The organism is Pseudoalteromonas sp. G4 (assembly GCF_028875915.1).
Lineage (GTDB): Bacteria > Pseudomonadota > Gammaproteobacteria > Enterobacterales > Alteromonadaceae > Pseudoalteromonas.
In genome coordinates this window covers 110,333-126,093 of sequence record NZ_JAPEHW010000001.1, presented here as the reverse complement: position 1 = coordinate 126,093, position 15,761 = coordinate 110,333, and the positions used below count along the sequence as shown (strand labels likewise).

The 15,761-nt window shown below is 37.0% G+C and carries 11 protein-coding genes; 3 read left to right on the top strand and 8 right to left on the bottom strand.

Going from position 1 to position 15,761, the window contains the following annotated elements; translation table 11 throughout:
- Positions 1-21 precede the first annotated feature (21 nt).
- Positions 22-933, bottom strand: a complete 912-nt coding sequence (locus ON073_RS00540) for a LysR family transcriptional regulator (RefSeq protein ID WP_274759909.1) — start codon at positions 931-933, stop codon at positions 22-24.
- 97 nt (positions 934-1,030) lie between these two features.
- Between ON073_RS00540 and ON073_RS00535 the strand changes: the two genes are divergently transcribed.
- The gene (locus ON073_RS00535; protein WP_274759908.1) at positions 1,031-1,519 is read left to right on the top strand and encodes a GNAT family N-acetyltransferase; all 489 of its coding nucleotides are present in this window, start codon (positions 1,031-1,033) and stop codon (positions 1,517-1,519) included.
- A gap of 79 nt (positions 1,520-1,598) precedes the next feature.
- On the opposite strand, the gene ON073_RS00530 is transcribed toward ON073_RS00535, so the two are convergent.
- Both ON073_RS00530 and ON073_RS00525 read right to left on the bottom strand, forming a co-directional pair.
- Positions 1,599-2,111 (bottom strand): GNAT family N-acetyltransferase, encoded by a 513-nt coding sequence (locus ON073_RS00530; RefSeq protein ID WP_274759907.1) that lies wholly within the window; start codon positions 2,109-2,111, stop codon positions 1,599-1,601.
- A gap of 168 nt (positions 2,112-2,279) precedes the next feature.
- A complete protein-coding gene (locus ON073_RS00525; protein WP_274759906.1) occupies positions 2,280-3,851 on the bottom strand; it encodes an ATP-binding cassette domain-containing protein in 1,572 nt (523 codons plus the stop codon).
- 405 nt (positions 3,852-4,256) lie between these two features.
- On the opposite strand from ON073_RS00525, the gene ON073_RS00520 reads away from it, so the two are divergent.
- Positions 4,257-5,105, top strand: a complete 849-nt coding sequence (locus ON073_RS00520; RefSeq protein WP_274759905.1) for a hypothetical protein — start codon at positions 4,257-4,259, stop codon at positions 5,103-5,105.
- Between the two features lie 37 nt (positions 5,106-5,142).
- Here the strand turns inward: ON073_RS00520 and ON073_RS00515 are convergent, their stop codons facing one another.
- Positions 5,143-5,943: a transporter gene (locus ON073_RS00515; RefSeq protein ID WP_274759904.1), complete on the bottom strand. Its 801-nt coding sequence runs from the start codon at positions 5,941-5,943 to the stop codon at positions 5,143-5,145.
- Between the two features lie 113 nt (positions 5,944-6,056).
- The gene (locus ON073_RS00510; protein ID WP_274759903.1) at positions 6,057-7,265 is read right to left on the bottom strand and encodes an EAL domain-containing response regulator; all 1,209 of its coding nucleotides are present in this window, start codon (positions 7,263-7,265) and stop codon (positions 6,057-6,059) included.
- Positions 7,266-7,479: 214 nt separating this feature from the next.
- Here ON073_RS00510 and ON073_RS00505 point away from each other — a divergent pair, with 214 nt between their 5' ends.
- Positions 7,480-9,675 (top strand): fasciclin domain-containing protein, encoded by a 2,196-nt coding sequence (locus tag ON073_RS00505; protein WP_274759902.1) that lies wholly within the window; start codon positions 7,480-7,482, stop codon positions 9,673-9,675.
- 39 nt (positions 9,676-9,714) lie between these two features.
- On the opposite strand, the gene ON073_RS00500 is transcribed toward ON073_RS00505, so the two are convergent.
- From ON073_RS00500 to ON073_RS00490, 3 genes are all read right to left on the bottom strand, one after another.
- Entirely contained in the window at positions 9,715-14,193 is a 4,479-nt protein-coding gene (locus ON073_RS00500; RefSeq protein WP_274759901.1) for an EAL domain-containing protein, read from the bottom strand.
- 218 nt (positions 14,194-14,411) lie between these two features.
- The gene (locus tag ON073_RS00495; RefSeq protein ID WP_274759900.1) at positions 14,412-14,597 is read right to left on the bottom strand and encodes a hypothetical protein; all 186 of its coding nucleotides are present in this window, start codon (positions 14,595-14,597) and stop codon (positions 14,412-14,414) included.
- A gap of 242 nt (positions 14,598-14,839) precedes the next feature.
- Positions 14,840-15,706 (bottom strand): patatin-like phospholipase family protein, encoded by an 867-nt coding sequence (locus ON073_RS00490; RefSeq protein WP_274759899.1) that lies wholly within the window; start codon positions 15,704-15,706, stop codon positions 14,840-14,842.
- Between the last annotated feature and the right edge of the window lie 55 nt (positions 15,707-15,761).

Sequence of the window (15,761 nt, the reverse complement as noted above, 5' to 3'; positions counted from 1 at the left end):
TGTTTTGTGAATTACTTGATTTCACGATTCAACAAATAACCTTTCAACCTGCTCTACAAACCACGTAATTGCTGCATTATTTGACTTCGTTGCATGCCAATACAACTGTAAAAAGTAGTTAGGAATATGAATAGGTGGTTTGAGTACTTGTAATTTCAAGTCGTCCGCCACTAAGGTTGCGATGCGTTTAGGCATGGTTAACACGTAATCACTATTAGGTAGTAAATATGGAGCAACTAGAACACTCGCTTGCTGAGCGCCTATCTCGCGAGTTAAATCTAAACTTGCAAGGGCGTGATCAACAACCCCTGCATTCTCGCCCCAGGGTGCAATTAAAATATGTTTTTGAGCTAAAAATTGCTCTAAGGTAATTTGCTGTTTGATGTCTTTATGATGTTGGCACACTAAAGTTGCATATTCATCACTTAACCAAGTTAAGTGTTTAACCCCTTCCATCTCGCTATTTTGATGTTGAAAACCAAGAACAAAATCTAAATTGCCTTGCGAAAGCTGCTGCTTAACTGGTAACGGGCTTGCTGGTAAAACTTGCAGTTTTACTTTAGGCGCAACAGATGCAAAATGTTTGGTTAATTTAGGTAATAAGCAAAACTCTGAGAAATCTGTTGCTGCAATACGAAAGGTTTTTTCGCTTGTTAGCGGTTCAAATGGTGCTACACGACTAAGGCCTTGCTCAATCAAAGGCAGTGCTTTTTCAGTATAGTTAGCAAGTAAATGCGCACGCTCTGTCGGTTTCATTTGATTGTCTTCACGGACAAAAAGCGGGTCGTTCAAACTTTTTCTTAAGCGGGCTAAAGCATGGCTAAATGCTGACTGGCTTATGCACATTTCATCTGCAGCTTGGCTTACAGAGCCTGTTAAATAAAGTTTATGAAATAAGATGAGTAAATTTAAATCAAACTGTTTTACATTCATAATTATGATCAATATTCATGTATTTATGTTTATTATGCATTGGTTTCATTATCCATTTAAACATAAACTAGCTGCAAATTTACTAGATGAGGTTTCCATGAGCTTAACTATTCGTCCAGCAACGATAAACGATGTCGACACAATTTTGTATTTCATTAAAGAGCTAGCGATTTATGAAAAAGCTGAACATGAAGTATTAGCCACACCTGACACCATTAAACAGACTATGTTTGCTGAGCACTCAGGTGTTCACGGTTTAATTTGTGAATTAGAGGGTAAAGCAATTGGTTTTTCTGTGTTCTTCTACAACTATTCAACATGGCTTGCTAAACCTGGTTTATACCTCGAAGATCTCTATGTTTCACCAGAGCATCGTGGTAAGGGTGCTGGCATTGCACTATTAAAACACTTAGCAGAAATCGCTGTTGAAAAAGGCTGCGGTCGATTTGAATGGAGCTGTTTAGATTGGAACACACCATCACGTGAATTTTATGAATCGCTGGGTGCAGAGCCTCAACATGAATGGATTGGCTACCGTATGAGTGGTGATACTCTTTTACGATTCGCTGAAAAGGTTAAAGCATAACTCACCTGAGCTCGGAAAAAATTGCGAGTTAACTTCTTAGCCCGAGTTTAGACTAACAATAAACAGCGAAGGTGATTTACTAATCACCTTCGCTTTTAAACGTTTTGGTTATGGCGTAAAAGTATTCATCATACAATTTGCCCTGATGTTTAACAGACTGTTTTAACACACCTTCCCTTACAAACCCTGCTTTTTCCATAACCCGGATGGACCCGATATTTGCACTCGTTACAGGATTATAAATTCGTGAAATCTGGGTTTTACTAAAAATATCATCAACAAATAGTTTAACCGCAGTTGTTGCAATCCCTTGTTGCCAAAACTTTTTCCCTATCCAATAACCAATTTCAGCGCTATGCGCATATTCAGCTTGTTTTAAATATACGCCAATGACACCACACAATTTACCGTTTCGTTCTATTGCTCTAACCATCGCATTTTCTAAACTGCCTTTGGTGATAAACCAAATTGCATCTTCTTGTGTATAAGGAGATGGAATATTACTTGATAAATACTGTGTGACAGACGCATCGTTTAAGTAATTAACGAGTGCGTCTTTATCATCGATTGTTAATGGTCTTAATTTAAGCAAAAAGCACCTGTGCTGAAGTTATGAATTCATTGATTTAGAGGTAAAAAGACGCGTTTGACTTTACCAAGCAATCACTAATAACACACCGCCTTAAAATAGTATTGCAGTGCAAATATAAATAGGCTCTTAGAGCATCAATATTTCAAATGTTACTACAGAGCAGCATTTTTAATTTACTGCAAAAGTATGCCCAACCTGTATATCTATTATCATATTGATATTCAATGAATTTACAAAATTAATATCATGGCTTACAAGTATAAAGCGCGATAACGCCTTTGTTAACTTCGCTTTAGATTCAATATCTAAATGGTTGTCTGGCTCGTCTAACAATAATAACGCATTTTCTTTGGCATAACTTACACATAGCATCGCCAGTTTCATTTTTTCACCGCCGCTTAAGCTTAATGTGTTTGAAAAAACCTTATCACCTTTAAAACCTACGCCTGCAAGCAAGCTTCTTGCTTGTTGCTCAGTCAAATTACTAGATATCGTCATTAAGGCGTCTAGGCTTGAAGAAAACCTATCTAACCACACATAATGTTGATCTAAATAGGTAATGTCACCACTTTTAAAAGTAATAAATGGCGAGGTACTCTCTGCATCTGTGAGAGCTTTTAATAGCGTTGACTTGCCTGAACCGTTTGGCCCTTTTAGCCAAATTCGATTTGTTTGTTTTACTGTAAACGAGACACTTGAGCTATTTAAATAAGCACATTGCCAATCTTCTATTGTAAGCAAAGTACTCTCTTTATGATGCTCCGCTTGGTTAAGGTAAAAATGTTGTGATTTAGACGAAGATTGCTGTGTTGTGAGGTTTGCCAGTTTTTCTTTTGCATCACTTAATCGATGTTGCTGCATCGATATAAGCCTGCTTTTTGTTTTATCGGCAGCATTCTTTTTAGCATCTAATAGCACTTTGGCTTGGCTGCCTGACGCGCGTAATTTCTTCCCTTGTGCAGCACGCTGCTGGGCTTTTTCGAGGCTTTGCTGAGCTACTTTTTTAAGCTTTCTTTGCGCCGCCTTTTCATGATCTATTTTAGCTAATAAAGACGCCTGTTGACTGGTAAAGTGCTTTTTGAACGTTTGATAGTCCATAGGGTAACTTTGAACACTGTTATTATTAAAGTGCAAAATGTTATCTACACAACTCAATACCTGCTCATCATGACTTGCAATTAACACCAGCCCTTTAAACTTGTTTATGGATGAAATCAGCCACTCTTTGCCTTTACTATCTAAGTGATTAGAAGGCTCATCCAACAGTAAAATATTTGCATCACTAGCAAAACATAAATGCAATTTTAACCGTGCTAATTGCCCCCCACTTAAATTTTTACATGACATAAAAGGGTCTTCTGGTAATCCTAGCTCAGCTAATAAAGCATTCACTTTATGTGGTAAATGCCATTGTTCATTAAGTAATTCAAAATCAGTATCTTTTGCAATACCCGCTTCGATTTGATTAAACGCTTTTAGCTGCTTATCTACACCTAGGTATTGAGCTATATTTTGATTTGGTATTGTTGATAGTTGTGAAAACAAAATACTCATACCAAACAACTGAATGGTATTAGTGCCCAGATTTACTTCATTTAATGCATTTAAAAATGTCGATTTGCCCGAACCATTGCTACCAACAATGCCATAAACGCCGTTTTGAAGTGTCAAATTAAGATTATTGAATAAAACTTTATTGCCAAGTTGCTTAGTGAAATTTGAAATAATAATGTGTGGCATAACAGCCTCCCTTTACAAAAGTAAAACGGGATAAGCGTTATGGCGCTAATTGTCGTAGTTTTATGTTGTTAAAACATACAAAAAATTGATAGAAAATCGACGAAGTAACGCCCACTAATCCCGAACAGAAAACAAAATGTTTGTGTTGTATGGGAGTTAGTTGTTCATGTCGGCGTCGACTCCAAAAAGGTAAGTACGGAAACTGTGCCTGAATTATAAGCAAGATACAATATAAAAATTGAAAACCTTTATTCCATTGCTGTTTTTATGACTTTATTTACAACTCAACCTACTTCTAACCTAATGATTATTTTTTATAAAATTAAACGCTAAAGCTGCTTTAACATAATAATTATGATTAAATCATTGTTGTAAATAGGATTTATATATGTAAAAGGATTCAAGATGCGTATTTGGCTTTTCTGTGCAGTGTTATGTTGTTTGGTTTCGCCATATGTTAATGCCGCTCTTCGCATTGGTGTTCAACTTGAAGGACAGACGCATGTCGAACAGTTCATAAACAACCGCCCTATTCAATCAATCACTGATTACTCTGGACCACTTGCCTATCGTGATGTAATCGAACAAGTATTGCTTTTACAGGCTCTTTATTACGGCGGTTATGATGGCAAAATTGAATTTGTTCAAGCGGACCATTATAAAAGACGTTTACGATTATTAGAGCAAGGCATGTTAGATTTAAGTGTCACCGCTATTTGGCAATCGGATGCGTTATCGATTAAAGAAAGTGTATTTATTACCTCACCACTGCTTCGCAATGGCGAGGCTGAAGCTGGGTTTTATACTTCTGAAGAAAATAAAAAAGCAACTGCTGTAACTGAACTTGCTGATTTAAGGCAGTTACACGCTATATCAAACCAACACTGGCAAGTTGACTGGAAAATTATGTCGGCGATTGGCTTTAAACACCTTGATAATGTAAGTCAATTCACACAGATGACCGATATGATTATTAAGGGTCGTAGCGATGTGATGTTAGCTGCATTTTATAATACAAGTGACCTGAGTTTCACACAGGACGGCAAACGATTTGTGCCAATCAAAGGTTTTAAAGTTAAGCTTCCTGGCAGTCGGCACTTTGTGGTGTCAAATTCAAAAAAAGAAAACAAACAGGTTTTTGAAATAATTGAGAAAGGCCTTTCGATTCTTCGTGAAAAAGGCCAAATAGAAAAAGCATACCGTCAAAGCGGCTTTATTAATCATCAAGTTAAAGATTGGTTAGTGCTCCGTTAGCTTTAAAGCTAACAGATCACTAAAACATTACTTAAACCTACTGAGGAATTAACCAAGTTACCATTAAGCGTACGCCTAACCCTTCGGCAGCCGGATCTGGTGATTTTGCCCAGTAGCGCAAACCACCTCCAATGCTAAATACATTGTCACCAAATTTAACTACTTGGCTTGCTACCAAATTGATAGGTACTGATTCAACATCATTTTCCCAATCAATTGTAGTTTCACTGTTTAAAAATAGCGATGTTGCAGATGGCCATGTATAGCCAATAAAAGGTTGTATAAAGGTCGCATTTACATCTGTTTCGCCTTTCTTTTCATCAGCACCAAAGCCCCAAATGTGGTTAGCTAAAGCGCCATATGTCCAACCGTTATCTTGCTTTAACACAACTGCGGTAGGCCCTATTCCCCAGTTTTCAGTACCAAACATAGGCTCAGAAGCCGTAGGAAACATCAAAACAGGACCAGCACCCCAAATCCAGCCATTGTCAGTAACTTCTTTTGGTGAAAAGAAGTAGCTTTGCACGATGTCGCCAATACCTGATTCCGTAAAATTGCCAAAATCTTGATTAACCACAGGAATAATGGTGCGCGATATTAAATTCCAGTCGTCATTTAAATCAAACGGTACCACTGGCTGAATATTGGTAAGCCAGCGTTCACCTTGATCGTTTAAACCAATATTTTGATCATAATTAAATTGCACAGGCACACTGATCATATCAGCAACTGGGTTTTGCAGTTTTTTAGCAATGTCAGCAGTATCGGCTGCTATTGAATTAAAAGAAGTCAGTGAAGATAAAATCGTAAAACTGATGAGTGGATAAGTTACTTTCATTCGCTTTTTCCTTAAAGCCATAAAAACAACATTACTTTATAGTGGTTTAAGTCGAAAGAACAGTGTTTAAGGTTTTTTTATTTAGATATCATGACTATTATTTATGAACTCATTTAAAGAGGTGTTTCGGTCATTTGTTTCCATTTTGCATACCAACGTATAACTTCTTTAATTGGTTTAGGCCGGCAAATAAAAAAACCTTGTAGTAAAATCCCAATCTCACTTTTTTGCAGATATTCTAAATCTTCAACATCTTCAACACCTTCAGCAACTAGTTCTACTTTTTGCTCTTTTGCCACATCGATTAATGACTTAACGATAACTTGCGAGAATTTGTCATCACGAATACTTGAGATAAAACTGCGATCAATTTTTATTTCAGTAAATGGTAATGTTCTAAGCTGATTTAAATTAGTAAAACCGGTGCCAAAATCATCTAGCGCAATGCCATAACCACTCATACGTAAGCGGTTAAGTGTTTCTAGTTGCTCAGGTGTTCTAAGTGCATATTCTTCAGTTACTTCAATAATAAATTGATTAGGTTCTAAGCCGTTTACACATAAAATCGTGGCCATTTGCTGAGCACAAAAATAATCCTGCATTTGTTTTGGCGACAAATTAATTGCTAACTTAAAATCATGATCAAAAAGAACTTTAAGTTCAGAGTAATGCCTTGCAGCCTTTTCAACCAACTGGAATGTGACAATGTTTTCGATACCTAACGCAACAGCCGTTGGTAAAAAATGTTGCGGTAAAATCGCATCTATGTGGCCTGGTTTGACAATACGCGCTAAGATTTCAAGGCTTTCAACTCGATTTGTAATACTATTAATTTTAGGTTGGTAGTAAGGTTCGATTTGCTGGTTTTCAATAGCATCAATAAGTTCTTGTTCAGAAAGGTATTGCAGTGTTTGTTGTTTAATGACATTCAACGTGCTAAGCCGGTCTAACACCATTTCAATTTGTTTAATACTGACAGGCTTTGAAAGATTGCCGATTAACCTAATATGATGAATTTTTGCTAAATCCGCCGCAAGTGCAATCACTCGCTCATCCATTTCAGAAACAATAGCAACGCCACCGGGGTAACCTATTTCTCCAAGTTGACGAATAAACGCCATACCATCGTACTCTGGCATATTTAAATCAGTTAAAATACAGTGAAACGCATTAACATCTTTTTCCACTATTCCAAACGCTAAGCGCGCAGAAGAGAAGGTCTCAATATTGGGATAACCGAGCCCATTAAGCATTGCTTTTAGTGTTAATAACATGGTTTTACTGTCATCAACAATTGCGATTCTAATTAAATTTTTATGCATGCCGCTTTCCTTGCAATTGCGAAATACCAGAGTATTAAAACCCTATTTTTAAGTTTAGTAACAATCTGAAATATTACAAAAATCTATTTATTTATCTTTCACAGAATAACCTCTTTTATTAACTGAATAATAAATAACTTTAGAATCTTTGATCTACTTAAATTTTTTGTGCGTACAAAATATCGCCAGTTAATTATTTAAAAGGATAAACACTGTGAGAAATTTACTGAAATCTGCACTCTTAGTGTCATCAATGCTCGTGGTAACTGGGTGTAATGACGATGACAACAACGAAAAAGTCGAAATACCCACCATCCCAGAGCCTTCAGCCACTACCGTGGTTGATGTTGCAGTAAATGATGGTAATTTTACAACACTTGTCGCTGCATTAGAGGCTACAGGTCTTGATGAAACCCTTGCAAACACTGACGGGAATTTTACTGTGTTCGCACCAACTGATGCCGCGTTTGAACTCTTACCCGAAGGCACCTTAGACGCCTTACTTGCTGATACGGATACGCTGACAGATATTCTTACCTATCACGTGATCGGTAGTAAAGTTGATGCGTCTGCAGCAATTTCTAGTGCAGGTTCAAAGGTTGAAATGGTCAATGGCGATTACGTTGGCTTATCACTAGACGGTGACAGCTTGCTTGTTAACACTGTGACAGTTACCGCAACGGATATTATGGCCGACAATGGCATTATTCATGTTATCGACGCTGTTTTGATGCCACCTCAAGACAAAGACATGCCAACTAGTAATATAGTAGAAACGGCTGTTGCAGCAGGTACATTTAACACCTTAGTTGCCGCCCTACAAGCAACAAACCTAGACACAGTACTTGCTGATGAATCAAAATCTTACACTGTATTTGCACCTACCGATGATGCTTTTGCACTTTTAGGTGAAGAAACCATTAACACTTTGCTTGAAAACACAGATGTGCTGAGCAGCATTCTATTGCAACATGTCGTTGTGGGCGAAGTTGATTCCGTTACTGCTTACACGTTAAACGGTATGGAAGCAGAAACAGCCTCTGGAGCAAAAATACCTGTATCTATTAATTCTGAAACAGATTCACTGATGTTCGGTGGAGCAAAGATAATTACCAAAGACATCTATACTACTAACGGAATTATTCATGTAATTGACGCTGTTATTGTGGGTGACGTAACTGTACCAGAGCCTGTTGGAAATATTGTTGAGGTTGCATCAAAAGCCGGGGCATTTAACACACTATTAATTGCTGCTGCAGCCGCAGGCCTTGCAGATGTACTTGCTGATGAATCAGCTACTTATACTGTTTTCGCTCCTACTGATGCAGCTTTCGCACAAATTCCAGAAAGTACGTTAGAAGCTTTACTTGCTGACACTGAAGCCCTTAAAAATGTGTTACTTTACCATGTAATCGCTGATGAAAAAGTAATGTCAGACGGTGCTGTTGCAGTTGCGAATAGTGAGAATAATAAAGTCACTATGGCTAATACTCAAATGGCTGCTTTATCATTATCTGGTACTGATTTATATATCAATGCATCAAAAGTATCTGCTGCGAATGTAGCTGCAAACAATGGTGTAATTCACGTTGTAGACCAAGTAATTTTACCGCCGTCAATTAAAGGTGAACCGACACAAAACATTGTTGAAGTTGCTGTATCTAACCCTGAATTCTCTACACTTGTAACTGCATTACAAGCTGCAAACTTGGTTGATGCGTTAGCTGATGAAACTAAATCGTATACTGTTTTCGCACCAACTAATGCGGCTTTTGATAAAATCCCTGATGATGTGCTTTCAGCACTCCTTGCTGACAACACAGCGCTTACAAATGTATTACTTCAACATGTTGTCGCAGCTGAAATTGATTCGGTTTCTGCGTTTGCCGCAAATGGTAAAGCCGTGGACACTCTTGCAAACAATGATGTTTCAGTAGATCTAATCAATTACACCGAATCAACCAATTCGGAGTCAGATGAAGTTGCTTATGATGCAGCAAGTCAAATGCTCGTAGGTGGTAATGGCTCTGACAAAGCAGGTTATACGTTATATGTGTTCGATAATGACCTTGGTCAAGCTAGCAGTACATGTATTGATGCATGTGCAGATGCGTGGCCACCAGTAATAGTTACTGATGAAATGGCAGATAATATTCAAGGTCTGAGCATAATCACACGTGCTGATGGCACTAAACAAGCGGCATTTATGGGTCGTCCTTTATACTTCTTTGCACAAGATATGGCTGCAGGAGAAACTAAAGGTGATGGCGCAAATAATGTTTGGTGGAAAGTATCACTGCCACAAGTTGCCCTACAGATCCAAGGTGCAAATGTGGTTACTAAGGATATTTACACTACTAATGGTGTTATTCATGTGATCGATACTGTTATTACAGAAACCCTAAATTAACACTCCCTTCGTGTATAAGGGGCTTAATTGCCCCTTTTTTTAAGCATTCTTACAAGCGCTAATTTTGCGCTCCACATTAGATTGAAATTCTTCACTTAAAAATGTGTTTGCAGGGACAGGTTTTGCAAAGTAAAACCCTTGTAAATTATAACAACCTAAGCGTTTTAATACGGTTACTTGCGTTAACTCTTCAACACCTTCAGCAATACAATAAGTACCTAAGTTTTTAGCAAGTACTGCTATTGTTTGTACAATAGCTTGATTGGTTTTACTGGAAAGCATCTGACGAATAAAGCTTTGATCTATTTTAATTACATCAATCGGAAATTGGTTAATGTAAGTAAGGGATGAGTAACCAGTACCAAAATCATCTAAGTACAACTTAAAACCAGCATCTTTCAAGCGTTGTAATTGTTCAAGCGCATTAGACGTATCATCAATCAAGATCCCTTCCGTGATTTCTAGGCGTATTTGTCTTGGAGATACGGCGGTGCTATTGAGAATATCCACAAAACTTTTAACAAGGTTAGGTTGACCTATATGCAGGGCTGATAAGTTTATTGATAAATAGCGGTTGCGATCATTGGCAAGCCAGTCTTTTAACTCCAAAGTAGCTTTTTCTAGGGCAAGTTCCGTTATAGTAACAATTTGGCCAATTTGTTCTGCAAGCGGAATAAACACACCTGGGGATATCATCTCTTCTTTATTGAACCAGCGTAACAATAGTTCAACACCTACCACTTTTTGTGACTGAGTATTAATAATTGGTTGATAAAAGTTAGTTAATTGATTTTGCTTTACTGCATTAACTAATTCATTTTCTAAAAGTACACGATTACGTGCATCTTTATTAAGCTGCTCTGTATAAAAACGGTAGCAATTTCGGCCACTATTTTTGGCATGGATCATTGCAATATCTGCTTTTTGAATAAGCTCTTCGGTGTTTTCTGCGTCAAACGGGTAGAAGGATATTCCAATCGATGAACTTATATTTATGGTATTGCCATCAATATTGTAAGGTTTTTCTAACTGTTTATTAAGCTCACTCGCATATTGGCTCACTTCTTCCGGTGAAACTACATCCTCAAACAGAATAATAAATTCATCGCCACTTTGTCTGCCAACACTATGCTCTTCACCTACAACTCGAGACATACGTTCTGCAACTTTAACTAATAATCTATCACCAATACTATGACCTAATGAGTCATTTACTTGCTTAAAACGGTCAAGGTCAATAAACAAAACGGCAACCACTTTATTCTTGGCATGTAGAATTGCTTGTTCGATACGATCATTAATTAAACTTCTGTTAGCAAGCTGCGTCAAATGGTCAAAATTTGCCATTTGTTTTAGTTTTTTCTCAGCTATTTTTTGCTGTGTAAGGTCTGTAACCACTACAACATAATTGGAAATATTGTCTTCGCCTATCGTTGAAATTGATAACAGCACATCAATGTGCTCATTATCAAAAACCCATACTTCTTCACGACGCAGGTGTTGCCCGACTTTTAATTTAGCCAGTTGCTCCCGATACTCTGCTTGTTTATTTTCATCAAATAATGCAAGTAAGGTTTCCTGATTTGCATCTTGTCCATTTTTAGCAAAGCGTTTATTAAAAGCTTCATTTGAGGCAACAAGCTTAAATTGACTATCGAGAATAATCAGCCATTCATTCATCTTACGAAGCGCTTCGCCATATAGACGTGCTTGCATCTCTTTATTTTTTGTTTCACTAATATTGGTATAAGTCCCTGTATAAACAAGGCTTCCGTCAGCATTACTCTCTTTAGAAAGTTTGCCCATATCGCGATACCAGATCCATTCCCCGTTTTTAGACAACATCCGGTAAGTAACATCCCACAGATTAGTTTTACCTTGTGAAAATGTTTGCCATTCGCTGTCTAAACGTTTTCTATCATCAGGGTGAATAAGTGTCATATGATCATGCAAGCTGCCATTTAGCTCATTACCATACCCTAGGTCAGATATAATACGCTCTTGGTATAAATGATGGTTTTGGCTGTTATACACCCACACACCACTATTACTCGCTTCAAGTGCTAGTCGTGCACGTTCTTTAGCCGCCATCGAATCATCATGCAATTTTTGTAAAATATGTTGCTGTTTTACACGACGAATATAAATAGCAACAAAAATCAGCAATGACGCAAATACATAACTCAAAATCGCAAGCGGTGAGGTCCAAGGGTTATATTTAACAACAAAGCTGAAGGTTTCAGTTTTACCTAAAACACCTGTTTTAAGCGAATAAGCTGCGACTTTAAATGTGTACTCGCCCGGTGTTAAACGAGTAAACTCAATATTGTTTTTACTGTAGTTTTCATATTTAACGTGGCTTGGTCCATCCAGTTCTATGAAGTATTTAGTTTGCTTTTGATTAGCAAAATCAAAATTTGAAAAATGAAACTTTAAACCAAAATCGTCATACTCAAGTGAAAAATCATCCTTTAAGATACTGGCAATAGTTGTTTTGCTATTACGCGATTTAACTTCCAGATCTAATAACTTAACAGCTTTATCTTTACCGCTTTTTTCGATGTCGTCAGGGTTAAAGAAAATAATGCCTGCTGGCGAAGTAAACGCTATGCGGCCATCTTTAAGTTTATGAGGTGCACTGTAGACTTCATCACTTATTAAACCTTGTTCATGGGTATATTGATTGATGGTGTCTAGTGATTTATCGTATTTCAATAAACCACTTTGCGAGCTTACCCACAACGCATTGTTATCGCTTTGACTAATACTGAATAAGCGATTGTCAGGCAACCCATCTGCAAAAGTAATTTCTTTATGTACTTGTAACTTATCGTCAAGTGCCAAAACACCATATGCATTATAGGCAATCCAAACGATACCATCAGCATCACGTACCCAATCAGATGCGAATTTATAATCATGTACTTGATAATTCTCAAGTTGATGTATTAGTTGATAAGTATCTTCTTGATAATTGTAGTGATAAATTTCACCACCGACACTATACAAAACACCACTGTCATCAACAAAGCTCTTCATAAACCCGATTGCTAATTCTGGGTCGAAGTTTTTATCTAAATTTGCAAGCGGCTTTAACGTATTATTTTTTGTATCAAGAATAAAATGACCCCTGAAGCTTACAAATATAAATCTTTCTTTATCAATCGGATAAATACTATTGGCATACAATTCAGAGAATTCTTTGTTAACTTCTTGAGATAAAGCAGTAGGAACAACCACTTCTTTTACCGTATCAAATAACGTTAGCCCTTCAGTATGAAAGAGCCAAATTTTGCCCTCACCCGCATCAAAAACTTGCCCGATAAAATGATTGCCAAACTTATTTTTAGGATTGCTCTCAACAAAAAAGTGTTTTGTTGCTTTTGTTTTGATATTGAGTTTAGTTAAACCGTTTTCTGTTGAAATCCATAAAATACCTGGCTCTATTTCAATGAAATCAGTTACAGAAGAATTGGATAAATCCACACCTGAAGCTTTACTAAAGCTCGAGAATTTTTGTAAATCCGGATGCCAGTAATAAACCCCCTTAGATTCTGAAGCAAGCCAAAGAAGGCCACTATCATCTTGATAAATATCCTTTATCGCATTATTACTAACTAAGGGATGTCGCTTAGAATATTGTGCTAAAAGGTTTAGATCTAAATTAATCGGGTCAAATCGATATAAGCCTTTTTCTGTTGCGATATAAAAAGCATTTGCATTTCTCACAACACCCCAAATATTTAAATCAGGGATAAGCATACGAGGTTTCGAGTCTGCTTCATGTGGCTTTATTGCATATAAACCTTCTACTGTGCCAACCAATAACCCCAATCGATGATCCCATGCTAAATACTTAACATTGTTATTATCATCGGTGTCTGGCAGTTCGGAAGGTTTATGATGTGTTAAGCCAGCGCCACCAGTTTCTATGTGATAAACATACAGTCCTTTTGAAGTGCCTAAATAAATATATTCATCTTTCAAATATAATGCGCGAATTAAATCAGGTACTTCTGCGAGCGAAAACTGAATTTTCATTTGGTTTGTTGAAGTATCATACAAAACTAGATGACGACCAATTGCAAGCCATAAGTTGTCATCTATTTCAATAACCTCTTCAACGCTAAGGTACTCATCTTTTGTTTCTATTAACTTACCATCGTAAAAGCGAGTAACATCAAGCGTTAAAGGATCAAGAAAATATGCACCAGTATAGTAAGTACTTACAATTAACTTACCATTTTTTAGTTTTTTTATTGCAATGATGCCATCATTTGCAAAAATATTATCTGGACCGCTTATTTGCTCAAACTCATAACCATCAAAGCGATTCAGACCATAGTCTGTTGCAACCCACAAATACCCATAATCATCTTGAATGGTTTGATTTACATAGCTTTGTGAAAGCCCTTCTTCAACAGAATAATTTTTTAGATAACGGCTATATTCAGCAGAATATGCATTGCTGATTGCAAATAATAAAATTAAGCAAAAAGAGATGACTTTATGAAACAAAAATAAAACCCTAGCCCCATGAATCCATTCGTAAAAGAAAAAGTAAACAAACGAGCTGTCACTGCTGTTGTTTCATTAATACAGTGTAAAACAGAAATCGCATCTTCAAAAGAAATAAATGATCTTATTTCAAACAAATCATTAACAATATAGGTAAGCTTTCAAACAACAGAAAGCTTACCTAACATTTTGAGTAACTTAATTATTAACAGACGTATTTAACTTTTCCATAACTTGAACAATGCTAAATCTCGCTGTTTTTGTCTTGGCGGGTATTCCTTAAAGGTTTCTAAAAACTGACCAACATAAGCTTGCCAATGCACCAGCCTAAAAGCACGACCATTCATCCAATGGCAATACGTATTTGATGTGATTGGTGCTATTTGATAAAACGCGTAAAACATTAAAACAAAACCCAGTTGACGCCTATGTTCTTTTAATTTACGTGGTGCGTTCATTGGCAAAAAGAGATTGAAGAAAATAGCTTAGCTTCGCAAAATGCCCAGCTGTTTCAAACAGCATTGGATAAAGCGCTAAAAATCTAGACAAATTAGAAAAACACTTTAAGCAGTTTCGACTTCGCTTAAGGCACGCCGCTAACACTAATAAAGCTCGATTAAACTCATTAAACCCATAGTTACACAATTTAAATAAGATAATTATCTTTTAAAGCTTTAATACAGGTCTTATACCCAAGCGCTATCATTTCTGCCGCTTTATCAAATTCCAAGGTACCGCAGGCAGTTCGACTAATTTCAACCAGTACATCAGGTGGGTATGCTGCCAATTTAGCTGCCGCTAAATGCGATTGCATAGCATCAAATGCTTTGTCGGCAACTTCATATGCTCCTAGTTTATTAACTTCTTTTTCTTCTTTATCAAATTTTAAGGAGGCAATAAATCGTGAAATTGCCGAACTTTCACTGTGCACTAAAGGCTTCTCGATAGGCTCCGGAGGCATTGCTAGTTCACTGCCTAAATTAACAGCTAATTTCAGATCTGTGTCATCGTTAAAGGTAGGTGCAATGGGTACTGGGTTTAGCACCCCACCATCAATTAATACTTTTCCATTTCTTTCAACGGGTGTAAAGAAAAGTGGCAGAGAAATAGAAGCCCTTATCGCATCAAAAAGTGGCCCTGAGTTTAACCACACTTCTTTACCATTAAGTATGTCACTTGCTACCGCGGTATAAGGCATGGGTAACTCTTCAATAGTAAGATCATCAACCATGGTTTTTAAGGTATTGATAATTTTATCGCCTTTTACTAAGCCATTATTGCCCCATGCAAGGTCAAGTAAAGACACAATATCGTACTTATCAATAGTTAATATCCATTTCTCAAACTCAGGTAATTTACCTGCAGCATAAATTCCGCCTATTAGCGCACCAATTGAACACCCTGATATCGAACAAATTTCGAAGTTATGCTCATTTAGCGCATTTATAACACCAATATGAGCAAGACCGCGAGCACCACCGCTGCCTAAAATAAGGGAAACCTTTTTATTCATTGCGATTTATCAATTAATTCCAATATTTACTATTAATACTTTAGATAATATGTCG

What these genes read in the sequence shown, in the direction of transcription:
- ON073_RS00540 (WP_274759909.1), bottom strand. Translation starts at nt 933, where the DNA reads ATGAATGTAAAACAGTTTGATTTAAATTTACTCATCTTATTTCATAAA.
- ON073_RS00535 (WP_274759908.1), top strand. Translation starts at nt 1,031, where the DNA reads ATGAGCTTAACTATTCGTCCAGCAACGATAAACGATGTCGACACAATT.
- ON073_RS00525 (WP_274759906.1), bottom strand. Translation starts at nt 3,851, where the DNA reads ATGCCACACATTATTATTTCAAATTTCACTAAGCAACTTGGCAATAAA.
- ON073_RS00520 (WP_274759905.1), top strand. Translation starts at nt 4,257, where the DNA reads ATGCGTATTTGGCTTTTCTGTGCAGTGTTATGTTGTTTGGTTTCGCCA.
- ON073_RS00515 (WP_274759904.1), bottom strand. Translation starts at nt 5,943, where the DNA reads ATGAAAGTAACTTATCCACTCATCAGTTTTACGATTTTATCTTCACTG.
- ON073_RS00510 (WP_274759903.1), bottom strand. Translation starts at nt 7,265, where the DNA reads ATGCATAAAAATTTAATTAGAATCGCAATTGTTGATGACAGTAAAACC.
- ON073_RS00495 (WP_274759900.1), bottom strand. Translation starts at nt 14,597, where the DNA reads ATGTTTTACGCGTTTTATCAAATAGCACCAATCACATCAAATACGTAT.
- ON073_RS00490 (WP_274759899.1), bottom strand. Translation starts at nt 15,706, where the DNA reads ATGAATAAAAAGGTTTCCCTTATTTTAGGCAGCGGTGGTGCTCGCGGT.